The 25,274-nt window shown below is 71.2% G+C and carries 23 protein-coding genes; 9 read left to right on the top strand and 14 right to left on the bottom strand.

The genetic code is table 11. The annotated features are described in order from the left end of the window. Nucleotides 1-147: 147 nt before the first annotated feature. The 4 genes from ACZ5SK_RS14725 to ACZ5SK_RS14710 all read right to left on the bottom strand — a co-directional run bounded on the left by ACZ5SK_RS14725 (nt 148) and on the right by ACZ5SK_RS14710 (nt 3,823). The gene (locus ACZ5SK_RS14725) at nt 148-702 is read right to left on the bottom strand and encodes a TetR/AcrR family transcriptional regulator (protein ID WP_334578327.1); all 555 of its coding nucleotides are present in this window, start codon (nt 700-702) and stop codon (nt 148-150) included. Nucleotides 703-727: 25 nt separating this feature from the next. After that, nucleotides 728-1,201, bottom strand: a complete 474-nt coding sequence (locus ACZ5SK_RS14720; RefSeq protein WP_334578326.1) for a nuclear transport factor 2 family protein — start codon at nt 1,199-1,201, stop codon at nt 728-730. Between the two features lie 79 nt (nt 1,202-1,280). Then, nucleotides 1,281-2,879 carry an ABC transporter permease gene (locus ACZ5SK_RS14715; RefSeq protein WP_468576067.1) on the bottom strand — a complete coding sequence of 533 codons (1,599 nt, stop codon included), beginning with the start codon at nt 2,877-2,879 and terminating at the stop codon, nt 1,281-1,283. Further along, complete coding sequence (locus ACZ5SK_RS14710) at nt 2,876-3,823, bottom strand: ABC transporter ATP-binding protein (protein WP_334578324.1); 948 nt, start codon at nt 3,821-3,823, stop codon at nt 2,876-2,878. The genes ACZ5SK_RS14715 and ACZ5SK_RS14710 overlap by 4 nt, the downstream gene beginning before the upstream one ends. Before the next feature lie 74 nt (nt 3,824-3,897). On the opposite strand from ACZ5SK_RS14710, the gene ACZ5SK_RS14705 reads away from it, so the two are divergent. Then, on the top strand, nt 3,898-4,395 hold the full coding sequence (locus tag ACZ5SK_RS14705; protein WP_334578323.1) for a GbsR/MarR family transcriptional regulator: 498 nt from the start codon (nt 3,898-3,900) through the stop codon (nt 4,393-4,395). Here the strand turns inward: ACZ5SK_RS14705 and ACZ5SK_RS14700 are convergent, their stop codons facing one another. The 3 genes from ACZ5SK_RS14700 to ACZ5SK_RS14690 all read right to left on the bottom strand — a co-directional run bounded on the left by ACZ5SK_RS14700 (nt 4,396) and on the right by ACZ5SK_RS14690 (nt 7,627). Then, nucleotides 4,396-5,904: an APC family permease gene (locus ACZ5SK_RS14700; protein WP_334578322.1), complete on the bottom strand. Its 1,509-nt coding sequence runs from the start codon at nt 5,902-5,904 to the stop codon at nt 4,396-4,398. A gap of 175 nt (nt 5,905-6,079) precedes the next feature. Next, nucleotides 6,080-6,496, bottom strand: a complete 417-nt coding sequence (locus tag ACZ5SK_RS14695; protein ID WP_334578321.1) for a DUF6086 family protein — start codon at nt 6,494-6,496, stop codon at nt 6,080-6,082. Between the two features lie 138 nt (nt 6,497-6,634). Beyond that, the gene (locus tag ACZ5SK_RS14690; RefSeq protein ID WP_468576066.1) at nt 6,635-7,627 is read right to left on the bottom strand and encodes a diacylglycerol kinase; all 993 of its coding nucleotides are present in this window, start codon (nt 7,625-7,627) and stop codon (nt 6,635-6,637) included. A 197-nt stretch (nt 7,628-7,824) separates the two neighbouring features. On the opposite strand from ACZ5SK_RS14690, the gene ACZ5SK_RS14685 reads away from it, so the two are divergent. Then, a complete protein-coding gene (locus ACZ5SK_RS14685; RefSeq protein WP_334578319.1) occupies nt 7,825-9,108 on the top strand; it encodes an adenylosuccinate synthase in 1,284 nt (427 codons plus the stop codon). A gap of 51 nt (nt 9,109-9,159) precedes the next feature. Here ACZ5SK_RS14685 and ACZ5SK_RS14680 read toward each other — a convergent pair whose 3' ends face one another. Next, complete coding sequence (locus ACZ5SK_RS14680) at nt 9,160-9,762, bottom strand: Uma2 family endonuclease (protein WP_334581241.1); 603 nt, start codon at nt 9,760-9,762, stop codon at nt 9,160-9,162. A gap of 202 nt (nt 9,763-9,964) precedes the next feature. On the opposite strand from ACZ5SK_RS14680, the gene ACZ5SK_RS14675 reads away from it, so the two are divergent. Then, nucleotides 9,965-11,770, top strand: a complete 1,806-nt coding sequence (locus tag ACZ5SK_RS14675) for a bifunctional metallophosphatase/5'-nucleotidase (RefSeq protein WP_334578318.1) — start codon at nt 9,965-9,967, stop codon at nt 11,768-11,770. A 7-nt stretch (nt 11,771-11,777) separates the two neighbouring features. On the opposite strand, the gene ACZ5SK_RS14670 is transcribed toward ACZ5SK_RS14675, so the two are convergent. Continuing rightward, nucleotides 11,778-12,644, bottom strand: coding sequence for an SDR family oxidoreductase (locus ACZ5SK_RS14670; RefSeq protein ID WP_468576065.1), 867 nt, complete (start codon nt 12,642-12,644; stop codon nt 11,778-11,780). Nucleotides 12,645-12,744: 100 nt separating this feature from the next. On the opposite strand from ACZ5SK_RS14670, the gene ACZ5SK_RS14665 reads away from it, so the two are divergent. Next, a complete protein-coding gene (locus ACZ5SK_RS14665) occupies nt 12,745-13,350 on the top strand; it encodes a TetR/AcrR family transcriptional regulator (RefSeq protein ID WP_443041255.1) in 606 nt (201 codons plus the stop codon). Nucleotides 13,351-13,402: 52 nt separating this feature from the next. On the opposite strand, the gene ACZ5SK_RS14660 is transcribed toward ACZ5SK_RS14665, so the two are convergent. From ACZ5SK_RS14660 to ACZ5SK_RS14645, 4 genes are all read right to left on the bottom strand, one after another. Further along, a complete protein-coding gene (locus ACZ5SK_RS14660; protein ID WP_079660870.1) occupies nt 13,403-14,053 on the bottom strand; it encodes a hypothetical protein in 651 nt (216 codons plus the stop codon). A gap of 126 nt (nt 14,054-14,179) precedes the next feature. Next, a complete protein-coding gene (locus ACZ5SK_RS14655) occupies nt 14,180-16,651 on the bottom strand; it encodes a dolichyl-phosphate beta-glucosyltransferase (RefSeq protein WP_361704797.1) in 2,472 nt (823 codons plus the stop codon). Then, a complete protein-coding gene (locus ACZ5SK_RS14650; RefSeq protein WP_334578315.1) occupies nt 16,648-17,349 on the bottom strand; it encodes a GntR family transcriptional regulator in 702 nt (233 codons plus the stop codon). Before ACZ5SK_RS14650 ends, ACZ5SK_RS14655 begins: the two co-directional genes overlap by 4 nt. 136 nt (nt 17,350-17,485) lie before the next feature. Next, nucleotides 17,486-18,841, bottom strand: coding sequence for an aspartate aminotransferase family protein (locus tag ACZ5SK_RS14645; protein ID WP_334578314.1), 1,356 nt, complete (start codon nt 18,839-18,841; stop codon nt 17,486-17,488). A 165-nt stretch (nt 18,842-19,006) separates the two neighbouring features. Between ACZ5SK_RS14645 and ACZ5SK_RS14640 the strand changes: the two genes are divergently transcribed. The 4 genes from ACZ5SK_RS14640 to ACZ5SK_RS14625 all read left to right on the top strand — a co-directional run bounded on the left by ACZ5SK_RS14640 (nt 19,007) and on the right by ACZ5SK_RS14625 (nt 23,785). Beyond that, nucleotides 19,007-19,663: a DJ-1/PfpI family protein gene (locus ACZ5SK_RS14640; protein WP_334578313.1), complete on the top strand. Its 657-nt coding sequence runs from the start codon at nt 19,007-19,009 to the stop codon at nt 19,661-19,663. Next, the gene (locus ACZ5SK_RS14635; RefSeq protein WP_334578312.1) at nt 19,660-20,166 is read left to right on the top strand and encodes a MarR family winged helix-turn-helix transcriptional regulator; all 507 of its coding nucleotides are present in this window, start codon (nt 19,660-19,662) and stop codon (nt 20,164-20,166) included. Before ACZ5SK_RS14640 ends, ACZ5SK_RS14635 begins: the two co-directional genes overlap by 4 nt. A gap of 89 nt (nt 20,167-20,255) precedes the next feature. Continuing rightward, complete coding sequence (locus ACZ5SK_RS14630; RefSeq protein ID WP_334581239.1) at nt 20,256-22,115, top strand: serine/threonine-protein kinase; 1,860 nt, start codon at nt 20,256-20,258, stop codon at nt 22,113-22,115. A gap of 98 nt (nt 22,116-22,213) precedes the next feature. Then, the gene (locus ACZ5SK_RS14625) at nt 22,214-23,785 is read left to right on the top strand and encodes a substrate-binding domain-containing protein (protein ID WP_468157717.1); all 1,572 of its coding nucleotides are present in this window, start codon (nt 22,214-22,216) and stop codon (nt 23,783-23,785) included. 100 nt (nt 23,786-23,885) lie between these two features. Here the strand turns inward: ACZ5SK_RS14625 and ACZ5SK_RS14620 are convergent, their stop codons facing one another. Continuing rightward, entirely contained in the window at nt 23,886-24,635 is a 750-nt protein-coding gene (locus ACZ5SK_RS14620) for an SLATT domain-containing protein (protein WP_334578310.1), read from the bottom strand. A 235-nt stretch (nt 24,636-24,870) separates the two neighbouring features. On the opposite strand from ACZ5SK_RS14620, the gene ACZ5SK_RS14615 reads away from it, so the two are divergent. Further along, nucleotides 24,871-25,215, top strand: coding sequence for a YbaB/EbfC family nucleoid-associated protein (locus tag ACZ5SK_RS14615; RefSeq protein WP_079660861.1), 345 nt, complete (start codon nt 24,871-24,873; stop codon nt 25,213-25,215). The last annotated feature ends 59 nt before the right edge of the window (nt 25,216-25,274 follow it).

The raw sequence follows: 25,274 nt of genomic DNA, 5'->3' as shown, positions 1-25,274 counted from the left end.
TGCGAGGGGCAGCTTGGCTTTCACCACACCACACCACACCACACCGCAGCGGGAACAGGTCTCCGGGAGGGTATCCAGCGGTCGGCGACGATCAGACGCCCACCGTGGCGCCGGTTGCACATCGGCGCGGGCGCCCCCGGTGGCGGGTCATCGAGCGGTGAGGACGCGCGCCCACGGCTCGTCGATGTCGGCCAGACCCAGCACGGCGGCCACGTTGTCGAGCATTCCGGCGCCGAACCAGCGCCGCACGGCGTCGTCGTCGCCCAGCAGCTGCCGCACGGTGTCGACCTGCTTGGCGTAGCACCGGCGCACGGCCTGCGCCACCAGCGGCTCGCCGACGGCGCAGTTCGCGTGCATGAGGAAACGCAGGATGCTCTTGTCCGCGACGAGCGCGGCGTAGGCGCCGCGTGCGGCATCCAACGCCGCCTCGGGAGCCAACCCCGCCCCACCCGACGCCGACGAGTGCGAGTGCGCGACCAGCGTTTCGGTCATAACGACGGACACGTGGTCGACCGCCGCCGCGAACAGCGCTTCCTTGTTCGGGTACAGGCGGTAGAGATACGGCTGAGAGATACCGACCCACTCTGCGATCTCGTGCGTCGTCGTACCGTAGAAGCCCTTTTGCGCGAAGCAGTCGACCGCGGCGGCCATGATGGCCCGACGGCGTTCGTCACTCTTCGTGCTGGTACCGGCGGCAGGCATGGGCGTCAGTCAAACACGGCTTCCCTCAGCCTCCAAAAGTCACGCTGAGGTCGGAGTCGGACGGCACGTCGTCGGGCGTGAGCGCCTCGATCGCCACCAGCGGGTTCCAGTAGTCCAGGTAGTGGGTGATGAGCCCGTCGTCATCGGTCCGCACGACGGAGATGCACGTCTGCTCGTACGGCTTGCCGGTCGGCAGCGCCGTGCCCTTCGACCGGAATTCGGCGATCACCAGACTCGGATCGACCGTGTCGTGGAACACCAGGTCGACGAACTCCACGTCGAAGGTCTCGGGAAAGTTGCTCATGTGCGCGACCAGCGCGTCTCGCCCGGTCACCCGCTGGGGCACGCCGGCCGGCGCGTACGGGAACTCGAGCACCGCGTCCGGGGCGAACAGCTCCACCCAATCGTCGACGCGTCCTGCGGCGGTAAGGCGCAGGTGCTCGGCCAGGGCGTGCTGGGCAGCGGCGCGGCGGTTGGCGTCGTCGTCCTTGACCGTCATCTTCTCTCCTAGTTAGTGGTCGACCTATAACCTACCACCTAGAGGACGGCGTCCAGGAAACGCCCCGGCCCCGGCTCCGTCACGTCGTCATGTCCCGGTGGCGCAGTCCCGCCAGGCCCGCGGCCGTCAGCAGCGCCGCCCCGCCCAGGAGGACCGCCACCGGCGTCCACTCCATCGCTCCGCCCGGCAGCTTCGGCAGGTGGCCGAAGGGGGACAGGTCCAGCACCGTCCGGGGGGCGTCCAGCGCCGGGCCGATCCAGCCGATGAGAAGGATCGCGCCCGCCACGGCCCACGCCGCCGGGGCCAGCCGCGGGGCCGTGCCGTACAGCAGGACCGCCAGGCCTCCCACCAGCCAGATCGCCGGGAGTTGGATCAGGCAGGCGGCCAGGATCGGGAGGGCCTCCTTGCCGTAGCCCGCCGCGAAGCCCAGGCCCGCCAGGAGCATGATCAGGGCCGCGCCGCCGAAGGCGACCAGCAGGTGGCCGGCCGCCCAGCGCAGCCGGCCCACCGCGTTCGCCAGGATCGGCTCCGCGCGGCCCGAGGTCTCCTCGCCGTGCAGCCGGAGGACGGACGCCACGATGTAGAGCGCCGCGATCAGGCCGAGCATGCCGATCATCGAGGCGAGGAAGGCGTCCGTCAGACCCGTCTGCCCGCCCATCCGCTCGAAGATCTCGCGGGCCTTGTCGTTGTCGCCGACCAGGTCGGCCGCGCCCTCCGTCAGGCCGCCGTACACCACCCCCGTGAGGAAGAAGCCGACGCTCCAGCCCAGCACACCGCCCCGTTGCAGCCGCCAGGCCAGCGCGGCAGCCGTGCCCAGGCGTCCGGTCGGCGGGCCCGGGCGGGTCGGCAGGAAGCTCATGCCCAGGTCGCGGCGGCCGGCCAGTCCGTACGCCAGCGCGGCCTGTGCCGCGATCGCCGCCGCGAAGAGCGGCAGCACCCACCACCGTTCGTCCGCGAACGCCCGCAGGTTCTCCAGCCAGCCGAGCGGGGACAGCCAGGTCAGGGGCGAGGAACCGTCGGTCGTCGACGCGTCGCCCGCCGCCCGCAGGACGAACGCCGCGCCCAGCACCGCCGCCGTGAGACCCCGCGCCAGTCGCGCGCTCTCCGTGAGCTGCGCGACGATCGCCGCCGTCGTCGCGAAGACCATGCCGACGGCCGCGAGACCGAGGCCGAAGGACACGGCACCGGACGCCCCCTGGCTCGCCAGTCCGGCCGCAACCAGCAGCGCCAGTACGGCATTCGCGGCCCCCGCCGCCAGCAGGGCCGCCGTCAGGGAGGCCCTGCGGCCCACCATCCCGGACGCCACCAGTTCGTGCCGCCCGCTCTCCTCCTCGTCCCGGGTGTGCCGTACGACGATCATCAGGCTCATCGCGGCGGCGAGCGCACCCGCGTACACACCGACGCGCCAGGCCGTCAGCGCGCCGGTGGAGGTGTCGAAGACGGGGCCGATCAGTGCGCGGAAGGAGGCGTTGGTCGTCACCTGGTGGATCAGGTCGGCGCGTTCGGCGGGGGTGCCGTAGAGGTTCTCGAGGGTGTTCGGCATGGTGAGGACCATCAGTGCGTTCACGCCGACCCAGACCGGGATCATCAGCCGGTCGCGGCGGAGCGCGAAGCGCAACAGGGTTGCCGTACCGGCGAGTTGGCGGCTCGACCTCGGTGCCGCGGCGAGCGTGGTCATCGGGCCGCCACCTCGTCCTGGTAGTGGCGGAGGAACAGCTCCTCCAGCGTGGGCGGGGTCGAGGTCAGCGACCGTACGCCGGACTCGCTCAACTGCCGCAGTACGGCGTCGAGTCCGTCCGTGTCGACCTGAAGCCGCACCCGCCTCCCCTGTACGTCGAGGTCGTGGACGCCGGGCAGGTGCGCCAACCCGTTGGGCGGACCGGCGAGTTCGGCCGTCACGCTCGTCCGCGTCAGATGGCGCAGGTCGGCCAGCGAACCGCTCTCCACCGTCCGGCCCCTGCGGATGATGCTCACGCGGTCGCAGAGCTCCTCGACCTCGCTGAGGATGTGCGACGAGAGCAGGATCGTCCGGCCGCGGTCCCGCTCCTCCTCCACGCAAGCCTGGAAGACCTCCTCCATCAGCGGGTCCAGACCCGACGTCGGCTCGTCCAGGATCAGCAGGTCGACGTCGGATGCGAAGGCGGCCACCAGGGCGACCTTCTGCCGGTTGCCCTTCGAGTACGTGCGGCCCTTCTTGGTGGGGTCCAGCTCGAAGCGCTCGATCAGCTCGGCCCGGCGCCCGGCGTCGAGGCCGCCCGCCCGTCGCCCACCACCACCCTGCCTGACGCGCTTCGCGCGGCCCCCATCATGCAGACGGCCGTACAGGTCGATGACCTCGCCGCCGGACAGGTTCCGCCACAGGGTCACGTCCCCGGGGACGTACGCGATCCGGCGGTGCACCTCCACCGCGTCCCGCCACGGGTCGCGGCCCAGCACCTGCGCGGCACCGGAGTCGGCGCGCAGCAGGCCGAGCAGGACGCGGATGGCGGTGGACTTGCCGGCGCCGTTCGGGCCGAGGAAGCCGTGGACCTCGCCGGACTCCACCTCCAGGTCGAGGCCGTCCAGGGCGGGGGTGCGGCCGAACGACTTGTGGAGGCCGGAGACGCTGATTGCCTTGGTCATGCTTCAGAACGTACGCTTCCTTCAGAAATTTGTGAAGATAAGGAAGTCGGTGAAGCCCGGTTAGGGTGGTGACCATGACGGAGTCGAACGCGGTGGGGCGGGACCCGGAGGCGGTCTCCAGGTTCGTCGAGAGTTTCGCGGCGCAGCTGGTCGAGGCCGGGATGCAGCGGATGCCCGCCCGTGTCTTCGCCGCCCTGCTCTCCTCCGACGAGGGCTCGATGACCTCCGCCGAGCTGGGTGAACAGCTGCAGATCAGCCCCGCCGCCGTCTCCGGCGCGGTGCGCTACCTGACCATGACGCACATGGTCTCGCGGGAGCGGGAGCCCGGTTCGCGCCGCGAGCGCTACCGGGTCCACGGCGATCAGTGGTACGAGGCCCTCACCAACCGCGAGGCCATCATCAAGCGGTGGGAGGGGGCCCTGAGGGACGGTGTCAGCAGCCTGGGCGCCGAGACCCCGGCCGGACGCCGCATGGCCGAGACGCTCGCCTTCTTCGAGTTCCTCGAGGGCGAGGTCGCGGCCATGATGGAGCGGTGGCGGGTGCACCGCCGAGAGGTGTTCGGGGGCGGGTAGTCACCGCTCCTTGGTCTCCTCAAGCACCGTCCGCCCCAGCAGCAGGTACTTCTCGGGGGAGCGCCTCTTGAGGTACTGGGCGCAGCCCACGCCCGCCACCGCGATCAGCGCGACGAGCCACGGCGTCGCCTTGAGCACCAGCGAGCCCGACTCCGGGCCGGCCGCCACGCCCATGTTGGACACCAGCAGCACGACCACGGCGAGCATCGCGACGCCGCCGAGGAGCGGGGCGGTGAAGGTGCGGAACCAGTGCCGGCTCTCGGGGTGGTGCGAGCGGAAGTAGACCAGCACGGCGAACGAGCACACCGCCTGCACGACGAGGATCGCCATGGTGCCGAGGATCGCTAGCAGGACGTACGTTCCGGTGTACGGGTCCTTGCCCGCCGCCCAGAACGCGCCGATCAGGACGGCCGAGACGGCCGTCTGGACCAGGCCCGCGATGTGCGGGGAGCCGTGCCGGGCGTGGGTGCGGCCGACGGTGTTCTTCAGGGACGGCAGGACGCCCTCGCGGCCGAGCGCGTACATGTAGCGGGCGGCGCAGTTGTGGAAGGCCATGCCGCAGGCCAGCGAGCCGGTGATCATCAGCCACTGCATGACGTCGACCGCCCAGTGGCCGACGTAGCGCTCGGTGGGGTTGAAGAAGAGGGCGAGCGGGTCGGCGGTGGCGACCTTCACGGCGTCCGCCTGGCCGGTGCCCGTGATGGCCATCCAGGAGACGAACACATAGAAGACGCCGACGCCCAGCACCGAGATCATCGTGGCCTTGGGGATGATCTTCTTCGGGTTGCGGGACTCCTCGCCGTACATCGCCGTCGACTCGAAGCCGACCCACGACCAGAAGGCGAAGAAGAGGCCGAGCCCGGCGCTGGTCCCCTTGAAGGCGTTGACCGGGTTCACGGGGTCGAGGCTGAAGCCGTCCGGGCCGCCGCCGTGGAAGGCGACCGACACCGCCATCGCCGCGAGGATCGTCACCTCGGTCCCGAGCAGGACGACGAGCAGCTTCTCGGCGACGGACACGCCGAACCAGGTGCCCGTCGCGTTGATCGCGAGCATCAGCAGCGCGAACGCCCACCACGGGATGTGCAGCCCCGTCTGGTCCTTCAGGGTCGTGGTGGCGAAGGACGAGAAGATGCCGATCAGCGCCGGTTCGAACACGACGTACGCGAAGGTCGCGAGCAGCCCCGAGGCGAGGCCGACCGAGCGGCCGAGGCCGTAGGAGATGAAGCCGTAGAAGGCACCCGTCGAGGTGATGTGCTTCGCCATCGAGGTGAAGCCGACGGAAAAGATTGCCAGGACGACCATTGCGACGAGGTAGCTCGCCGGCGCCCCGACGCCGTTGCCCGACGACACCATGAAGGGCACGTTGCCGGTCATCGCGGTGATCGGCGCCGCCGTCGCGACGGCCATGAAGACCACGCCGAGCAGGCCGATGGCGTTGGGTTTGAGCCGGTGAACGGTCTCGTCGCCGCCTGTCGTCTCCTCGGGGGCGACGCCCTCCTGCACTGCCATCGGGTGGCCCCTTCCGTTGCCGGCCGGTGCGCCGGATCGACGCCCTGATGGAGCAGGATGGTGCAGTCCCAATGAGTCGTTCAAGGGGCAGGACCGGTTAAATATTTGTCACCAGACCTTTAGACCGGCCGACTGCGGTCGGTGGCGGTCGGTGGCAGTCGATCGGCGGGCGGGCTCAGCGGGGCATGGCCCGCTGGAGTTCCAGGACCTGGGCGCGCAGTCGGGCCGGGCGGTCGGGGTCCGTGGAGAGCGGCACCTGTACGGCCATGAACCCATCGAGCGTGGCGGGCGGCTCCGGCAGGCGGATGTCCAGGCCGATCCGCGCGGCGAGCGCCAGCACGGTGGCGAGGAACCCGTCGGACAGGGCGTTGATGATCGCGTGGCTGGTCCGGTTGTGCCGGTCGAGCACGGCGTTCACGAACGCCTCGAAGACCGGCACGTCGATCTGACACTCGTCGTTCCACATCGGCCCGAACCCCGACGGCACGCCGACCCACTCCTCGTAGACGCGCACATGCGCCAGGAACAGTTCGGAGGCCTTCGTCGCCGGGTTCCACACCGACTCGCCGTCCACCTCGTAGTACTGGCTCATCACGGCCCCATTCGCCTGCGCGTACACGTCCACGGCCTTCGCAGTGCGTGCGCGTTCATGTCAACGGAGGCGCAGCGTAACCAGGCCCGTCGGCCGGACGCCCCGGATTTAACCGGTCACCGCCCGGTCACCGCCCGGTCACCGGCCCGGCAGCATCAGCCCCAGCGCGCCCTCCCGCACGGTCCACGTCCGCCGCCGTACCGGCCCCGCGACGGCCGTGTCCGCCCGGTAGCGGAAGTCCGCGCCCGAGACGGTCACCGTGCGTCCCCTGGCCTCCAGGGGAGCCGCCTCCGCGCCCAGGGACAGGGGCCGTACCGTCACGACGGCCGTGCCCGCGGGACCCGGGGTCACCGAGACGGCCGCCACCGGCTGGTCGAGGTCGACCAGCGTCACGCCGTCGACCTCGATGCGCAGCCGGGCCGGTCCGGGCGGGGCGGGGGCGGGGGAGAGGCGGGAGGGCCGCGACGGCACCAGGGTGCGGACGAGCGACTGGTACGTGCGCAACCAGTGCCGCCCGCCGTGCACGAGCCCGTCCGCCCCTTCCGCGCCCTCCGCCCGGCCGATCCGGGCCGCCCCATCGGTCCCGTAAGGCCTGTGAACCCCGTCAGTCCCGTCAGACACCTCCAGCTCGTCCCGGATGTCCCCGGCGTCCCGCGAGTCCCGTGAGTCCCGTGAGTCGTGTGGGGCGAGTGGTATCGGTGGGATCCTGAGCGCGCCCAGCACCACCCCGTCGCTGTCGTCCACGAGCACGTCCAGCCGCCGTTCGGTGCCGTCCAGGGCGGCCCGGGCCGCCGCCACGGCCCCCGTGGGCACCCCCAGGGCGTGCGCGACGCTCAGCGAGGCGCCCACCGGCACCACCGACAGCACACATTCGGCCAGCGCCCGCTGCCGGTGCAGCAGGGCCACCGCGCGGTTCAGCGCACGGTCGTCGCCGATGACCACCGGCCGCCGCGAGCCCCGCCGGGACAGCACCCGGGCGAATTCCTCCGGATCCTCGGGCAGGCACACCTTCGTACTCGCCGCACCCGCGCTGAGCACGTCTTTCGCGATTCGGACGGACTCCCCGTCCATGCTTCGGGCGACCGGATCGATGATCACCAGCAGCTGATCGGACGTCGGAGAAGTCGCCACCTCGGTCCTGCCTCGCTTCCTCGGGTAGCATCTTTGTGCAAGAGCCCCTTGCGCTATTGCGCCAGGGGCTTCGTCTATTCCGGGGCATCCGGGTCCGACAACTGGCGACCGAAGACGGTCGCGGTGCACGCGGTGGCACGAACTGCCGCGTACGCCCCTGACCTTGGACATGCCCCACCCGGAAGGGGTGTACGCGCGTGCCCGCACTTGTGCTGCTCGGTGCTCAGTGGGGTGACGAAGGCAAGGGAAAGGCCACCGACCTGCTCGGTGGCTCGGTGGACTATGTAGTGCGCTACCAGGGTGGCAACAACGCCGGCCACACGGTCGTCGTGGGCGATCAGAAGTACGCACTCCACCTGCTCCCTTCCGGAATCCTGTCTCCCGGCTGCACGCCGGTCATCGGTAACGGTGTCGTCGTCGACCCCTCGGTACTGCTCTCCGAGCTGAGCGGTCTGAACGAGCGCGGCGTCGACACGTCGAAGCTGCTGATCAGCGGCAACGCGCACATCATCACGCCCTACAACGTGACTGTCGACAAGGTGACGGAACGCTTCCTCGGAAAGCGCAAGATCGGCACCACCGGGCGCGGCATCGGCCCGACATATGCGGACAAGATCAACCGGGTCGGCATCCGCGTCCAGGACCTCTACGACGAGTCGATCCTCACCCAGAAGGTGGAGGCAGCGCTCGACGCCAAGAACCAGCTGCTCACCAAGCTGTACAACCGGCGCGCGATCGCCGTCGACCAGGTGGTGGAGGAACTGCTCGGCTATGCCGGGAAGTTGGCCCCCTACGTCACCGACACGGTGCTGGTCCTGAACCAGGCGCTGGAGGAGAACAAGGTCGTCCTCTTCGAGGGCGGCCAGGGCACGCTCCTCGACATCGACCACGGCACGTACCCCTTCGTCACCTCGTCGAACCCGACCGCGGGCGGCGCCTGCACGGGCTCCGGCGTGGGTCCGACGAAGATCAGCCGGGTCATCGGCATCCTGAAGGCGTACACGACCCGCGTCGGCTCGGGCCCGTTCCCGACGGAGCTGCTCGACGAGGACGGCGAGGCGCTGCGCCGCATCGGCGGCGAGCGGGGCGTGACGACCGGCCGTGACCGGCGCTGCGGCTGGTTCGACGCGGTCATCGCGCGGTACGCGACCCGCGTCAACGGCCTGACGGACTTCTTCCTGACGAAGCTCGACGTCCTCACCGGCTGGGAGCAGATCCCGGTCTGCGTGGCGTACGAGATCGACGGCAAGCGGGTCGAGGAACTCCCGTACTCACAGAGCGACTTCCACCACGCGAAGCCGGTCTACGAGACCCTGCCCGGCTGGTCCGAGGACATCACGAAGGCGAAGTCGTTCTCCGACCTCCCGAAGAACGCCCAGGCGTACGTGAAGGCGCTGGAGGAGATGTCCGGCGCCCCGATCTCCGCGATCGGCGTGGGCCCGGGCCGCGACGAGACGATCGAGATCAACTCGTTCCTGTAGGGCGGTAGTTCATGCACTGGCCCCACGCGCACCCGCGCGTGGGGTCACTGCTCAGGCGGCGCCCGGGGCCTGGAAGCCGGTGGTGTCGAGGGTGCAGCCGAACGGCAGGGGAATGTCGATCTTCTCGCCGAAGGGCTTGGTGAAGCGAACCTCGTATCCCTTTGCCGACGGCGACCCGTAGACGATGGCCTGTTCCTTCTGCATGTCGAGGATCAGGTAGACCGGCACACCCGCCTTGGCGTAGACCTCGACCTTGTTGGCGAGGTCGTCGTTCCGGGTCGAGGGAGAGGTCAACTCGGCGACGAACGACAGTGCCTTGCCGTCCAGGCGGTTGCTCTCCGTGTCGAACACCCGCTCGTGTGCTGCGTGAATGTCCGGACCGTATGCACACTCGCTCCCGGGGAAGACGTACAGCAGCGGAGACCGGTCGATCACGTGCTCTTCCGGAAGGTGCGGCTCCAACTGCTGGCACACCAAACGCATTACGCGTTGGTAGTACCCCTTCGACCACGGCGACACGACGATGTTCCCCCTGACGATCTCGGCCTTGTAGCCGTCCGGCACGTTCAGCTCGTCGAGCAGGTCCAGCAACACTTCGAAGCTGTCGGGTCCAGTGCCGCTTATCGTGATCGGTCGCTCTGTCATCAATGTCATGATGCGCCCTTCCTTTGAGGCAGGCCAGTAGCGACTCAGAGTAGCCGCAGGCATACTTTCCGTCAGGCTTTCGATCATTTCCGTTTGTTGACCCGCTCATGGCCTGCCTCTGGTTCTCGACGGAGCCGTCCGCAACCACCATCTACGCGTGTAGTGGTCCCGCACGGCCCCCCTCCCCACAGACCTCCTCAGGAGACCCGCCATGCCCGTTCCTCCCCTGAACCGCCGTGAGTTCGTGCAGAAGTCGGCTGTGACCGGGGCGGCCGTCGCCGTCGCGGGGACCGTGGGGGCGGGCACCGCCCAGGCGGCCGGCCGTAAGCCTGCCAAGCCGCCCCGCACCTGGACGTTCTCCATCCTCGGCACCACCGACCTGCACAGTCATGTCTTCGACTGGGACTACTACAAGGACGCCGCCTACTCCGACGCCAAGGGCAACTCCGTCGGCGTCGCCCGGGTCGCGACGCTCGTCAAGCAGCAGCGGGAGGCGAAGGGCGAGGAGCACGTCCTGCTCGTCGACGCCGGCGACATCATCCAGGGCACCTCCCTCGCCTACTACTTCGCGCGCGTGGAGCCCATCACCGGCAAGGGCGTCAAGCACCCGATGGCCGTCGCCATGAACCACATGCGCTACGACGCCGCCGCCCTCGGCAACCACGAGTTCAACTACGGCATCGAGGTGCTGCGCAAGTTCGAGCAGCAGTGTCACTTCCCGCTGCTCGGCGCGAACGCCCTCGACGCGAAGACGCTGCGCCCCGCGTTCCCGCCGTACACCGTGAAGCGGATCTGTGTCCCGGGCGCCCCGGACATCAAGGTCGGCATCCTGGGCCTGACCAACCCCGGCATCGCGATCTGGGACAAGGACAACGTCAGCGGGAAGATGGTCTTCCCGGGCCTGGTCGAGCAGGCGAAGAAGTACGTCCCCCGGCTCCGCGCCCTCGGCTGTGACGTCGTCTTCCTCACCGACCACTCCGGCCTCGACGGCTCCTCCTCCTACGGCGACGCCCTCCCGTACGTCGAGAACGCCTCCAACCTCGTCGCCGAGCAGGTCCCCGGCATCGACGCGATCCTCGTCGGCCACACGCATGTGGAAGTGCCGTCGTACACCGTCAAGAACGCCGAGTCCGGAGAGGAAGTGCTTCTCTCCGAGCCGTACTGCTGGGGATACCGCCTCAGCGTCTTCGACTTCGAGGTCGAGCTGGAGCACGGCCGCTGGAAGGTCGTCGGCAAGTCCGCGCAGACCCTCAACCCCAACACCGTGGACGAGGACCCGGAGATCAAGAAGCTCCTGGAGGCCGACCACGAACTCGTCGTGAAGTACGTCAACACGGCCGTCGGCACCTGCACGGCCGACCTCTCGGCGGCGGAGTCCTGCTGGAAGGACGTCCCCATCATGGACTTCATCCACGAGGTCCAGATGCAGACGGTCAAGGCGGGCCTGTCGGCGTCCGACGCGGCGCTGCCCCTCATCTCCGTCGCCGCGCCCTTCTCCCGCACGGCCGACATCCCGGCGGGCAGCATCACCATCAAGGACATCGCCGGGCTCTACATCTACGACAACACCCTGTACGGCAAGAAGCTCACCGGCGCGCAGCTCAAGGACTACCTGGAGTACGCGGCGAAGTACTACCACCAGGTCCCGGCGGGCACGAAGGTCGACACCGCGACCCTCACCAACGCCAACAACTTCTGGGACTACATGTACGACACCGCCGCGGGCGTCTCGTACGACATCGACATCGCGCAGGCGGAGGGGTCGAGGATCAAGAACCTCACCTACAACGGCGCCGCCGTCGCCGACGACCAGGTCTTCGTCGTCGCAGTCAACAACTACCGGGCCAACGGCGGCAGCGGCTACCCGCACATCGCCACCGCCGGCATCGCCTACAGCTCCACCAACGAGATCCGCCAGCTGATGATCGACTACGTGACGGCGAAGAAGACGCTCGACCCGGCGGACTTCGCCGCCGCCAACTGGAAGCTGACCCAGGCGGGTTCGCCGGTCTTCTGACGGCGCCTCAGCGGAAGGCGGGTGCGTTGCGCGCCGCCCACGCGGCGAAGGTGCCCGGGGTCCGGGCCAGGACGCGTTCGACGTCCGGGCTCGGACGCCGCTCGTCCTCGGTGGGCTCGCCCAGGATCGCGAGGGTGCCCTCGACCACGGGCAGTGGCATGAACCGCGCCATCAGCGCGTGGGCCTCCTCCCGGGTCTGCTCGGTGAAGCGCACCGGTTCGCCCAGCGCGGCGGCGATGGCCGCGGCCCGCTCACGCGGGGTGGTCGGCGCGGGGCCGGTCAGCGTGTAGACGGCGCCCAGGTGGCCGTCGCCGAGCAGGGCCGCGACGGCGACGGCGGCCACGTCGTCGGGGTCGACGAAGGGCAGGCCGACGTCACCGAACGGCGCCGCCGCCTCCCGTCGGGCGCGGATCGACTCGGCCCAGGCGAACGCGTTGGTCGCCATCCCGCCCGACCGCAGGACCGTCCAGTCGAGCCCCGACTCCCGTACGGCCTCCTCGAAGCGGCGCGGGTGCCCGTACGCCTGCGGGCGGGTCTGCGCGCCCTGCGAGGACAGCAGTACGACCCGGCGGATCCCGGCGGACTTCGCCTCGGCCAGGACGCCGTGCGGGTCCTCGCCCGCCACCAGCAGGAACAGCGCCCGTGCTCCCTCGAACGCGGCCCGCAGCCCGGCCGGTTCGGCCAGATCGGCGGGCACCGCCCGCACCCCGGCCGGCACGTCGGCGTCGGTGACGGCGCGGGCGACGGCCGTCACGGGCACCCGGGCCTCGGACAGCATCCGCACCAGCGCGCGTCCGACGTTCCCGGTCGCACCGGTCACCACGACCGTCTCGTTCGTCTTGTTCATCTCGTGCGTCTCGTGCGTCTCGTTCATTTCGGTCCCCGTCCCTCGTCGGTCGTTAGTTAGTTGGCTGACTAACTCGATGGATGTGACGCTAGCACGGTTCCACCGCCCGTTGTCTATAGTCAGTTGGGTGACTGACTCAGTGGAGAAGCGGGGTGCGGGGGCCGGCGCGGGCAAGAAGGGCGTCGGCAAGCGGCAGCGGCTCATGGCGGCCGCCGCCACGGTCCTGCACGAGCGGGGCGTGGAGCGGACGACCATCGCCGACATCGCCCGCGCCGCCGACGTCCCGGTCGGCAACGTGTACTACTACTTCAAGACCAAGGACGAGCTGGTCGAGGCGGCCCTGGACCGGCACGCCGAGTATCTCGACGACCTCACCGCCCGGCTCGACGAGCTCGCGGACCCGCGCGAACGCCTGAAGAGCCTCGTCGCCGGCTGGGTCGAGGCGCGGGACGTCGCGGCCCGGTACGGCTGCCCCACGGGCACCCTCGCCGTCGAGCTCGGCAAGCGCGACGAGGGCGGTCTCGACCTCGCCGCCGGGCTCGTCGTCCGCAGGCTGCTGGACTGGGTGGAGCGGCAGTACCGCGAGATCGGGGTCGACGAGCCCGACGGTCACGCGCTCGCGCTCGTCGGCGCGTACCAGGGCATGTCGCTGCTCTCCAGCGCCCTGCGCGACCCGGAGGTCATGACCCGCGAAGGGGCCCGGCTCGTCCGGGAGATCGACGCGCTGGCGTGACCCCGCTCATGGAGGACGTGCAGAAGGGTCTCTCGCTGGTCGGTCGCTGACCTCAGCTGAACACGATCATCGACCCCTGCGCCAGACTCCGCGTCGCCGCCGCGTGCAGCCCCAGCCAGACGTGCCGTTCACGCGCGAAGGGGCTGGGATCGTACGGCGCCGGAACGGCGGGTTCCTCCAACTCCGTGGGACCGGCGGGCGGTTGGGGAGCCGCCGGAGGATTGGCCGGATCGATGCCGATCGACGGCGCCACGAACTCCAGCTCGCGCAGCAGGGACTGGGAGGAGCCGAGCGGGCCGCCGCCGGCGAGGAGTTCGTCGCTGGACAGGGGGTGGGGGAAGTCGACGGGGACGTACGCGCCCGCGTGGTCGTAGTGCCAGACCAGGTGCGACTGCTGGGCCGTCGTCTCGAACATCTCCAGGAGCTGCTCGTAGTCGCCGCCGAGCTCGTCCACCGGCGTCACCGGCAGCCGGCACACCTGGAGCAGGTAGGCGCGGCGCAGGAAGTGCAGGGCGTCGTAGTCGAAGCCGGCCACCGGGGCGACCTCGCCGAACACACCGGGCATGTACTGGTACACCGGCACCGGCGGGAGTCCCGCCTCGGCCAGCACCTTGTTGTACTGGGCGAGTTCGTCGGCGAAGGGGTTGTCGGGGGTGTGACACAACACGTCGACGAGCGGCACCAGCCACAGGTCACAGGCCAAAGAGAGCTCCTCACTTCGCGCGTTGCACGGTCGATGCGGGCGTTGCCATCGCGGTTGCGGTTGCGGTTGCGGTTGCGGTCGCGGTTTCCGTTGCCGGTCAGGGCAGGGTAGTCGCTGCCGCGCACGTCAGCTCCCGTCCTGCGTCCCCTGGTGCAGGTCCCATACCCACACTCCGGCCACCCACCTACCCGGTCGGCCCACCAGCTTCTCCACCGTCTCACGCAGCCGGTCGGCGCGTGGCTGCGGGGCGAGCACCAGGGCGCCCGCCCGCCAGTACGCGAAGTCCTCGCGGGCCTCGGTCCGGGCGCGGGCGTCGATCGCCGGGACCACGCCCGTGTAGCGCACGTCGCGGAGCAGGCTCGCCGTGAACCGCAGCGGGACGCCGTAGACGCCGGTGCGGTCGCCGTCGCCGTAGGGGCCGTTGAAGTAGCCGCCGGGCATCCGGAAGCCGAGGCCGGCCGCCGTCTGCCAGTGCAGCGCCTCGGCGTCCTCGGGTTCGGCGAGCGGCACCGGGACGAGGGTCTCGCCGGAGCGGACGTACGTCTTCCAGGAGCCGTCGGTGAAGAAGGCGGGCGTGACGGCGCGCGGCTCGGACTTCAGCGGGGCCGGGACGAGGGGGAGCAGGGCGAGGCAGACGGCGAGCGCTCCGGCGTACTGGGTGCCCAGGCGGCGGGCCTGCGCCAGCCGGTCGATCGCCAGGGCGAGCAGCATGCCCAGTGCGGGGGCGCAGACCAGCGCGACCCGGCTCTCGATGACCGACTCGAAGAGGGGGAGACCGGCGAGCAGGCTCCAGGGGCCGGGGACGGTGGTGTCGGTGAGGGGGAGCGGGATGCGCGGGCCGAGGGACAGCACCGCCGCGCCGGCCGCCGTGCAGGCCAGCGCCTTGACCGCGGGCCGCCGCCACAGCCGTACCGTGATCGCGAACGCCAGCAGGGCCAGCGGCCAGCCGTAGAAGGCGTTCTGTTCGGTCGGGTTGAGGGAGAGGGCGTCGGCGCGGTCGGCGTCGCCCGCGATCAGGGAGCGCTCGGCGAACGACAGCAGCGCTCGGGCGGAGTTGGCGACGCCGGGCGCGCTGCCGTGGTGGATGCCGGAGTAGCTCTGCGGTCCGGAGAACTGCCAGGCCAGCGGGTAGACGACGAGCGGCAGACAGACGGCGGCGGCGATCGCCAGACCGTTCAGCAGCGGGCGGGCGGCCTTGCGCGCCACGCCGGGGCGTACGGCCGCGTAGGCGAGCGCGAACAGGACCATGCCCAGCGCGGCGAGCAGCAGGGGCTCCTCGCCGAGGAAGAACTGGTAGCCCGCCATCAGGCCGAGGACGACCGCGTCCCGGGTGACGGGCGCACCGGTCGTCAGCCGCAGGGCGCGCTCGATGATCGGCGGGATCATGAACAGGACGACGAAGTTCGGGTGGGCGTTGGCGTGGCTGATCATCGGCGGTGCGAACGCGGCCAGCGCGGCCCCGGCGAAGGCGGCCGCCCGCTGCCGGACGAGCCGTCGCACGATGAGCCGGTACCAGGCGGCGGCGGTGGCGGCCAGGCCCAGCGTCATCACCAGGCTGAGGGTGACGGCCGGGCCGAGCAGCAGGGTGACGGGCGTGAGCGGGACGGACAGGCCCAGCATCGCCGTGTTGGCCATCAGGTTGACGCCGTCGGGGAAGCCCTGGAGGTCGGTGAAGAGGGGGTTGCGCAGGTGGGCCACGTTGTCGGCGGTCACCGCGAAGAACCACTCCCACTGGTTCTGGTCCTGGAGGGAGTCGGTGAGATAGCGGTGGGCGGGGTCCAGGACGCGGCCCGAGTAGAGGGCCACGGCCATCGCGAGGAACAGGACGACGGCCAGGACGTCCACGGGTCTCAGGGCGGGGATCCGCAGCCGGACCAGGTCGCGCGGGAACCGGAGGTAGTCCACGGGACGGACCTTCGAGCCGGGCTGGTGCGACCAGTGCACCGGCGTCTCGGCGACCGGCCAGCCGGCGCGCTGGAAGTACCGCAGCACCTCCACGTCGATGGCCCAGCCGTTGAGACGCGAGGCGGCGAAGGCGGCCCGCGCCTTGTCGCCGTCGAACAGCTTGAACCCGCACTGGGTGTCGCGTATCGCGCGCAGGGTCGTCCGGCGTATGAGCAGGTTGCCCGCCGTGCCGAGGAGTTCGCGGATCCGGTGCTGCCGGTCGCCCAGGGTCGCGCCGGGGACCGCCCGGGAGCCGATCGCCGCCGCGTGACCGTCGGCGAGCGCCTTCTCCAGCCGTCCCAACTCCTCGATGGGGGTGGCGAGATCGGCGTCCGTGACCAGGATGTGCCGGCCCCGGCTGGCGGCCACCCCGAGCCGCAGCGCGTGCCCCTTGCCCCGGTTGCCGGAGCCGGTACCGAGGACGAGCCGCACGCGGGGGTCGCGGCGCACGGTGACGAGCTCGCGGGTGGCGTCGGTGGACCCGTCGTCGGCGACCAGGATCTCCCAGCTGCCCCAGTGGCTCCCCGTCGCGTCGAGATGGCGGGTCACCGCGTCCAGGGTGGCGCCGAGCCGCCGCTCCTCGTTGTAGGCGGGGACGACGACGGAGAGTTCGACGGCCGTGGTGCGGGGCGCGGTGGCGTCCGCCCGGCTCATCCGGCCGCCAGTCGTTCGATCAGGCCGATGGAGTCGGCGTTGTACGCGGCGAGGATCACGCGGGCGGCGGCGGTGTCGCGGCCGTACAGGGCGTCGACGAGTTCGGTGTGCCCGGACCACAGGCAGCCGCGCAGATCGGTCAGCCGCCGCAGGTGCTGCACCGTGCACACCCAGGACTGCACGCGCAGCCGGTGCAGGAAGTCGGCGAGGTAGGGATTGCCGAACAGGGAGCTCAGCTCGCGCCAGAAACGCAGGTCGTAGCCGATGAGGACGGTGAGGTCACCGGCGGCGGCGGCCCGCTGCGCCTCCTCGCCGCGCCGGCGTATCCCCGCGATGGCGGCGGCGATCCGCGGTTCGTCCAGGTTCTGCTGGGGCTGGCGGCCCTCGTCGATGGCGACGAACATCGCCTCGATGATCAGGCTGCGCGCCTCGATCATGCCCCGGTAGTCCTCGACGGAGTACTCGTGGACCCGGAAGCCCCGATGCTGGTCGGCCTCCAGCAGGCCCTGGGCGGAGAGATCGACGAGGGCCTCGCGGACGGGGGTCGCGGAGACGCCGTACTGCTCGGCGATCTCCTTCACCGTGAACTCCTGCCCCGGCTGCAGCCGTCCGCCCAGCACCTCGTCGCGAAGCGCGTCGGCGATCTGCTGTCGCAGGGTGCTGCGCGTCACGGCGCCGTTGCCGCTGCTGCCGGACATGGTCAGGGCGTCTCCATCGTCGGGTGCGAAATGCTCGGACACTGCAAAAGGTGGCGTGCTCGTCGGTATGTACGAGCACGCCACCTTACGCGTTCGAAGATTTCAAGCCCTTACACGCGTCAGGACCGTTCTGCTCCTACTGCGTGTACTCGTCGGCCACCGAGAGGGCGGTGTCCAGGGCCGCGAGCCCTTCCTTGACCTCCGACTCGGAGACGTTGAGCGGCGGCACGAAGTGTGTCCGGTTCATGTTCACGAACGGCCACGCCCCGGCCTTCTTCGCGGCGGCGCCGAAGGCGACCATGGCCGCGTTCGCCTCACCGGCGGCGTTGTACGGCACCAGCGGCTCGCGGGTCTCCCGGTTCTTCACCAGCTCGACCGCCCAGAACATGCCGGCACCGCGCACCTCGCCGACGCTCGGGTGCCGCTCGGCCAGCTCCTTCAGCCCCGGCCCGACGAGGGACGCGCCCAGGTTCTTCGCGTTGTCGACGATGCCCTCCTCCGCCATGACGTTGATCGTCGCGACGGCGGCGGCGCAGGCCAGCGGGTGCCCGGAGTACGTCAGCCCGCCGGGGTACGGCCGCTTCCCGAAGGTGTCCGCGATCGCGCCCGAGACGGCGACACCGCCGAGCGGCACATATCCGCTGTTCACGCCCTTGGCGAAGGTCATCAGGTCGGGGGTGACGTCGTAGAGGTCGGCCGCGAACCACTCGCCGGTGCGGCCGAATCCGGCCATGACCTCGTCCAGGATGAAGACGATCCCGTACTTGTCGCAGATCTCCCGCACTCCCGCGAGGTAGCCGGGCGGCGGGAGCATGATCCCGGCGGTGCCCGGAATCGTCTCCAGGATGATCGCGGCGACCGTACCCGGCCCCTCGAAGGCGATCGTCGTCTCCAGGTGCTCCAGCGCCCGCGCGCACTCCTGCTCCTCCGTCTCGGCGTAGAAGCGGGAGCGGTACAGGAACGGCGCCCAGAAGTGCACGACCCCGGCGGAGGCGCTGTCGGAGGCCCAGCGCCGGGGGTCGCCGGTGATGTTCACGGCCTGCTGCGTGCCGCCGTGGTACGAGCGGTAGGCGGAGAGCACCTTGGCCCGGCCGGTGTGCAGCCGGGCCATGCGCACGGCGTGCTCGACGGCGTCCGCGCCGCCGTTGGTGAAGAAGATCTTGTCGAGGTCGCCGGGGGTGCGCTCGGCGATCAGCCGGGCCGCCTCCGAGCGGGCCTCGACGGCGAAGGCGGGCGCGAACGTGGTCAGGCGGGCGGCCTGCTCCTGGATCGCGGCGACGACCTTCGGATGCTGGTAGCCGATGTTGGTGAAGACGAGGCCGCTGGTGAGGTCGAGGTACCGCTTGCCGTCGTAGTCCCAGAAGTACGACCCCTCCGCGCCGGCCACGGCGAGCGGGTCGATGAGCTCCTGGGCGGACCAGGAGTGGAAGACATGCGCGCGGTCCGCGGCCTTCACGGCCGCGCCGGCCTGGGGGTCGATCTGAGGGGTCATGCCAGTGAGCGTAAATGTCCGCGATGCGGAAGGGATATCGGCGTCCTGTTCCGTGGACGGGGGGAATCCGCGACAGGTTGTCGGGCGTGCCCGGCGGCGGCGCCGTCATTGACAGCATACTGCGTAAATGACAGCATGTTGTCATAGCTCGGTTGAGGAGGAGTCATGAGCCGCAAGCCTGTGCATCTCGCCGTGTACGACACGCTCGCCGACTGGGAGACGGGCCACGCGACCGCGTATCTCGCGCGGGGCGGGTACGAGATCCGGACGGTCGGCGCGTCGGGCGCGTCGGGCGTGTCGGGGCCGTCCCGCTCTTCCGGCGCGTCCCGCGCCGAGCCGGTCGTCAGCATCGGCGGCCTGCGCGTGCAGCCGGACCTGGCCCTGGCCGGCGTACGCCCCGAGGGCAGCGCGCTGCTGATCCTCCCGGGCGCCGACCTGTGGGACACGTCCGACGACCTCGCGCCCTTCGCCCGCAAGGCCCGGGAGTTCCTCGACGCGGGGACGCCCGTCGCCGCGATCTGCGGCGCCACCGCAGGGCTCGCCCGTGAGGGCCTGCTCGACGACCGGGACCACACCAGCGCCGTCTCGTTCTACCTGGCCGCGACGGGGTACGGCGGCGCGGAGCGGTACGTCGAGGCGGACGCCGTCACCGACCGCGGGCTGATCACCGCCGGTCCGACCGAACCGGTCGCCTTCGCGCGCGAGATCCTCGGGCTCCTCGGCGTGTACGAGGGTGAGGTGCTGGAGGCCTGGTACCGGCTGTTCCACGACTCGGACGCGCAGGCGCACGCCGTGCTGGAGAAGGCGAGGACGCGGGCGTGAGCCGTGAGCGTCAGGAGTTGCTCAGCCGCAGCGCGCTCGGCGTCTTCCGGCTGAACGGCCAGTTCCTCGCCGTCGCCGAGGAACTGGCCCGGCCCGCCGGGCTCACCGCCGCCTGGTGGCAGGTGCTCGGCGCGGTACTGCGCGAGCCGCTGCCCGTGTCCGGGATCGCCCGAGAGATGGGCATCACGAGGCAGAGCGTCCAGCGCATCGCCGACCTGCTGGTGGACAAGGGGCTGGCCGAATACCGGCCGAACCCGGCCCACCGGCGCGCCAAGCTGCTGGCGCCCACCCAGGAGGGCCGGGCCGCGATCGCCCGCATCCACCCCGGTCACGCGGCCTTCGCCGACCGGCTGGCCGCCGCATACGGCGAGGCGGAACTCGCCGAGGCCGTGCAGGCGATGGAACGCCTGTCCAAGCTGCTGGACGCCCTGGAGCTCCCGCCCCCGTCCGCTCCGCCCCTGCCGACTCCCTCTCCGCCGCCTCCGCCTGTTACGGAACCGTAGACATCGCGCCACGCGGCGGCCCGAACGGCCGGTTTATTCTCGGCACACACATGTCTCGATCACACATGTGGGGGAAGGGCGGCGCTGCCATGGAGGAACTGGGGCCCGGGGACCCGCAGCGCATCGGCGGCTACCGGCTGCTCGCGCGGCTGGGAGCGGGCGGGATGGGGCAGGTCTACCTCGCCCGTTCGGACCGTGGGCGGACGGTCGCCGTGAAGCTGGTGCGGCGGGAGCTGGCGGCGCGCGAGGAGTTCCGGGCGCGTTTCCGCCAGGAGGTGCGCAACGCCCAGCGGGTCGGCGGGTTCTGGACCGCGCCCGTCCTGGACGCCGACACCGAGGCCGAGGTGCCCTGGGTCGCCACCGGCTATGTCGCGGGCCCGAGCCTCCAGCAGGTCGTCGGCCACGACCACGGGCCGCTGCCCGAGCGGTCGGTGCGCATCCTCGCCGCCGGGCTCGCGCACGCGCTCACCAACATCCACGCGGCCGGGATCGTCCACCGCGACCTCAAGCCGTCCAACGTGATGGTCACCATCGAAGGCCCCCGCGTCATCGACTTCGGTGTCGCACGGGCGCTGGAGAGCGTCACCGGCGAGAGCCGGCTCACCCGGGCCGGCGCGGTGGTCGGCTCGCCCGGCTTCCTGGCCCCCGAGCAGGTGCGCGGCGACGCAGTCACCCCGGCGAGCGACGTCTTCTGCCTCGGCTCCGTCCTCGCCTACGCCGCCACCGGCACCCTCCCCTTCGGATCCGCCGACAGCGCGGCGCACGCCCTGATGTTCCGCATCGTCGAGGACGAACCCGACCTGACCGGCGTCCCCGAGGGCATCGCCGACCTGGTCCGCGCCTGTCTGCGCAAGGACCCGGCCGCCCGCCCCACCCCGGACCGCGTCCTGGAGCTCACGGGCGCCGACGACACCGTCTCCGACGGCCGCTCCCGCGACCCCTGGCTGCCCGGCGCCCTCGTCGCCCAACTCGGCCGTCACGCAGTGCGGTTGCTGGAGGCGGAGGACCCCGAGGGCACGGACGGCGCCGGCCTCTCCCACCCCGCCTCCCCGGCCTTCCCCGAGCACCCGGCGACCGCCCGCGAAGCCACCCCGGAACACTCCGGCCCACGCGGCGACGCGTTCTCCCCGGCCCACCGCCCCACCCTGCTCGCGGGCCCCGACGGCATCCCGCCGCAGTCACCCCCGCCCGGCGCGGAAACCGCCCCGGCCCACCCGGCGTACGGCCACCCCCAGCAACACCCGGCCGCCGCCCCCGCCTACGGCTACCCGCCCCAGCCGTCGGGCGCCTGGTCCCCGGCGCCGGGCGCCCCGGCCCCGTACAACCCGTACGCGGACGGCGGCGGCGCCCCCTACGGGCAGACCGGCGCCGACCCGCAGGAACCCCCGCGCCGCAACCGCCGTACGACCGCGCTGCTGGTCCTGGTCGCCCTGGTGGTCGCGATCGCCGCCGGCGGCTCGGTGTACGCGTTCCTGAACGGCGACGGCGACGCCACCGCGCAGCCGACGCCCGGCCCGGGAGCCTCGAACTCCCCGCCCCCGAAGGCCTCGACACCGACGACCCCCGCACAGTCCGCGTCCCCCTCTCCCTCCCCGTCGTCGTCGGCCGGTGTGGTCCCGGCGGCCTACCTCGGCACCTGGACCACCACGATCGAGAACGCGAGCGGCACGAACAAGCGCCGGCTCACCATCCGCCAGGGCACGGTGGGCGACCCGGTGCTCGCCCTCGTCGCCGACGGCGACACCTACCACTGCGAGTTCAGCGCCGACCTCACCGAACGGCCCCGCGGCGACGGCCCGTTGGCGATCGGCCCCTCCAAGGTCACCGCCGGCGAACCCCTCACCTCGTGCAGCCCCGGCGCCGCCTCCGAGGTCACCCTGCTCGCCGACGGCACGCTGCAACGCGTCAACACCGGCACCGGGGAGAAGCTCACCTACACCAAGGGGTGAACGTCGGGCGAACGTCGGCCGACGGGCCCCGCCGACGCCTTCGGACAGCCGTACGGTGAACTCACGAACGACTGCCGGGAGTTGCGGGGGCACCCACAGTGCAGTGGCTGAACGCGGAGAACGTGGTGGCCATCGGTACGGCCGCCGTCGGCATCGTCGCCTCCGGGATCATGGTCTGGTACGAGCGCCGGACTCCGCGCCGTAAGCGCATCGGGTATCGCGTGCAGATGGACAACCCGATCGGCGACGACGTCAGATCCGGCCGCGCCAACCGCCGGCTCGGCCTCTTCGACGAGGCCCCGGCCATGGTCGACGCCACGCTCGTCCTCCTGCGCATCGAGAACGACGGCTCGCAGGGCATCGCCCGGGACGACTACACCGGTCCCGAACGCCACGGGCTGACCGCCGTCTTCACCGACCGCACCATCCGCGGGGTGTCGGTCACCCAGCCGACCGACACCGACCACCTCATGGACCACTTCACCGCGGACCGCGGCTTCGGCTACGACGGCAACACCCTGCGCATACCGCGCGTCCCGCTCAACCCCCGCGAGCACTTCAAGCTGCTGGTGCTGCTGTCCGGCGGCGACGTCGGCCGCGGCATCCGGCTGTACGGCGGGCTGCGCGACGGCGAGGTCCACCCCAACCGCAGCGCCACCCCGGACGACACCCCGCCCCTGTTCAGCCGCGCCTCCCGGCTGATCTCCATCCTCCTCACCGTCTGCGTCGTCACCCTCGCGACGATCGTCGTCGTACGGGACGACTCGCGGCCCCCGATCGGCTGCGAGCGCGGCACGCTCACCGTCACCGGCTCGACGGCGTTCGCCCCGGTGATCCGGGAGGTGGCGGCCACCTACGAACGCGACTGCGAGGGCGCGCACCTCACCGTGGACCCGCACGGCTCGACGGCCGGGATCCGTGAACTGGCCGCCGCCGGCGCCGCCCGCAAGAAGGGCTCCCCGCCGGTCGTCGCCCTCTCCGACGGCCCCAAGCCGGCCGGGCTCGACGAACTGCGCGAGAACCGCGTCGCCGTGTCGGTGTTCGCGCTGGTCGTCCACGACGACGTACGCCTGAAGAACCTCGCCGCGGCGGACGTGCGGCGGCTGTACCGCGGGGAGATCGCCAACTGGGACGAGGTCGGCGGCCCGAACCTGCCGGTGGTCCTGGTCAGCCGGGACGCCAACTCCGGTACCCGGCAGGTGTTCCAGCGGCGCGTACTGGGCCGCGGTGAGATCGCGAACTCCTCCGTCGACTGCGTCCACAAGGACGACCCGACGGCCCCCGTCATCCGCTGCGAACTCGACTCCACCGACCAGGTGCTGGCGACGGTCGCGGCCACCCCGGGCGCGATCGGCTACAGCGAGCTCAACCTGGCCGACCGCGTGAAGGGCCTGCACCCGCTCGACCTGGACGGCGCCCCGCCCTCCGTCGACGCCATCGAACACGGCACGAGCGACTACCCCTACCGAGAGATCGAATACGCCTACACCTACGGCCGCCCCCCAGCCGACTCCCTGGCCTCGAGCTTCCTCACCTACCTCACCCGAGGCAACGGTCAGGACGTCATCCGCACCCACGGCCACGTACCGTGCTGGACACCGGAGGGCCTGCGGCTGTGCAGCTCCAGCACACCCAGCCCGTCCGGCACACCCAGCCCGTCCGGCGTTTGAGGACGAGGCCCTTCAAGGGCCGACAGGGGGTCTGGGGGCGAAGCCCCCAGGGATGCCCAGGGAGGGGAACGGGTAGGGGCGGCGGGGGCGAAAAACAGTCCTACCGCGGCTCCGGCGGCCGCTGCCGAGGCATGTTCGGCCGAGCGTTCACCCCGGGCGGCGAAGGAAACCGCCCGGACCCGCCACCGACGTCCACCCGCCCGCCGGAGGCGACCGCCGACTGGATCCCCATAGGAGTCGGCCCGCTGCGGAACTCCACCATCCAGTCCGCCGTCTCCGTACGCACCAGATCCGTCACGTCCTCCGAGAACCGCCGCAACACCCCCAGACACCGCTCCGCGGCCTCACTCGCCGTCCCCTCCGCAGGCCCCAGCACCTCCCGCACGCTCTCCGAGGCCCAGTCGAACTGCAACACCTGCAACCGCCGCTGCACGGCCTGCGCGGTCGCCACGTCCCTTATCCAGCCGGACGTCACCCCGAAGAACCGGTCCACCGCCACGCACGCCACCGCCAGCAGCAGCGCCAGATACCCCCAGGGGGCGACCCCGCCCATCACCCGGGTCAGATCCAGCAACGGCAGCGCGGCCCCGCACACCGCCCCCGCCGCCGCCCCGACCCGCAGCGCCCGTGCGCCCCGCCGCTTCCACACCCGGTCGGCGAGGTACCAGGCGGCGGTCTCCAGCGCCCCGCGCTCCACCCACCGGTACAGCTCCTCCAGCCGCTCGGCGGGCTCGCCCCAGTCGCCGAGCGGGAGCGCCCGCCCGGTCAGGTCGCCCGGCCGCAGCCCGGCCGCGCCCTCGCCCCGCTCGTCCTGAGGCGGACCCTCGGGCTGCATCTCCGGCTGACCCACCCGGCACTCCCTTATGACTCAGTGACTCCGCGTAACGCCTGATGCTGAATGTGCCGACCCTTCCTACCTCCCAATGGGTGGCGAAGGGCACGCTTTCGTCGCTTTTCCGCCCGGAAGGAGGTCTTGATCAGGTATAGGCCACCGAGGTATCTCACTCGAAAGAGTGGCGGGGCGACGCACTCATGGAGCACGTAGGCTCAGTGGCAGACAGGAACAAGGAAGACAGGAGCCGATCGTGATTCCCGGTGGTGGCCAGCCCAACATGCAGCAGCTGCTCCAGCAGGCCCAGAAAATGCAGCAGGACCTGGCCCGTGCCCAGGAGGAGCTGGCGAACACGGAGGTGGACGGGCAGGCGGGCGGCGGCCTGGTGAGGGCCACTGTGACCGGCTCCGGCGAGCTGCGGGCCCTGCAGATCGACCCGAAGGCGGTGGACCCGGAGGACACCGAGACCCTCGCCGACCTGATCGTCGCGGCCGTCCACGCGGCCAACGAGAACGCGCAGACGCTCCAGCAGCAGAAGCTCGGCCCGCTGGCCCAGGGCCTGGGCGGCGGCAGCGGTATCCCGGGCCTGCCTTTCTAAGACCGGCCCCGGCCAACTACCGTACGTACTGCAAGGAAACCCAGGAAGGACGGCAGTCC

Source organism: Streptomyces sp. NPDC031474 (assembly GCF_055581185.1).
The sequence above is the reverse complement of the archived record's forward strand: the minus strand, read 5'-3'. Positions and strand labels throughout refer to the sequence as shown.

Coding starts and splice junctions, on each gene's coding strand:
- ACZ5SK_RS14725 (WP_334578327.1), bottom strand. CDS start 702: ATGCCTGCCGCCGGTACCAGCACGAAGAGTGACGAACGCCGTCGGGCC.
- ACZ5SK_RS14720 (WP_334578326.1), bottom strand. CDS start 1,201: ATGACGGTCAAGGACGACGACGCCAACCGCCGCGCCGCTGCCCAGCAC.
- ACZ5SK_RS14715 (WP_468576067.1), bottom strand. CDS start 2,879: ATGACCACGCTCGCCGCGGCACCGAGGTCGAGCCGCCAACTCGCCGGT.
- ACZ5SK_RS14710 (WP_334578324.1), bottom strand. CDS start 3,823: ATGACCAAGGCAATCAGCGTCTCCGGCCTCCACAAGTCGTTCGGCCGC.
- ACZ5SK_RS14705 (WP_334578323.1), top strand. CDS start 3,898: ATGACGGAGTCGAACGCGGTGGGGCGGGACCCGGAGGCGGTCTCCAGG.
- ACZ5SK_RS14700 (WP_334578322.1), bottom strand. CDS start 5,904: ATGGCAGTGCAGGAGGGCGTCGCCCCCGAGGAGACGACAGGCGGCGAC.
- ACZ5SK_RS14695 (WP_334578321.1), bottom strand. CDS start 6,496: ATGAGCCAGTACTACGAGGTGGACGGCGAGTCGGTGTGGAACCCGGCG.
- ACZ5SK_RS14680 (WP_334581241.1), bottom strand. CDS start 9,762: ATGACATTGATGACAGAGCGACCGATCACGATAAGCGGCACTGGACCC.
- ACZ5SK_RS14675 (WP_334578318.1), top strand. CDS start 9,965: ATGCCCGTTCCTCCCCTGAACCGCCGTGAGTTCGTGCAGAAGTCGGCT.
- ACZ5SK_RS14670 (WP_468576065.1), bottom strand. CDS start 12,644: ATGAACGAGACGCACGAGACGCACGAGATGAACAAGACGAACGAGACG.
- ACZ5SK_RS14655 (WP_361704797.1), bottom strand. CDS start 16,651: ATGAGCCGGGCGGACGCCACCGCGCCCCGCACCACGGCCGTCGAACTC.
- ACZ5SK_RS14650 (WP_334578315.1), bottom strand. CDS start 17,349: ATGTCCGGCAGCAGCGGCAACGGCGCCGTGACGCGCAGCACCCTGCGA.
- ACZ5SK_RS14645 (WP_334578314.1), bottom strand. CDS start 18,841: ATGACCCCTCAGATCGACCCCCAGGCCGGCGCGGCCGTGAAGGCCGCG.
- ACZ5SK_RS14640 (WP_334578313.1), top strand. CDS start 19,007: ATGAGCCGCAAGCCTGTGCATCTCGCCGTGTACGACACGCTCGCCGAC.
- ACZ5SK_RS14630 (WP_334581239.1), top strand. CDS start 20,256: ATGGAGGAACTGGGGCCCGGGGACCCGCAGCGCATCGGCGGCTACCGG.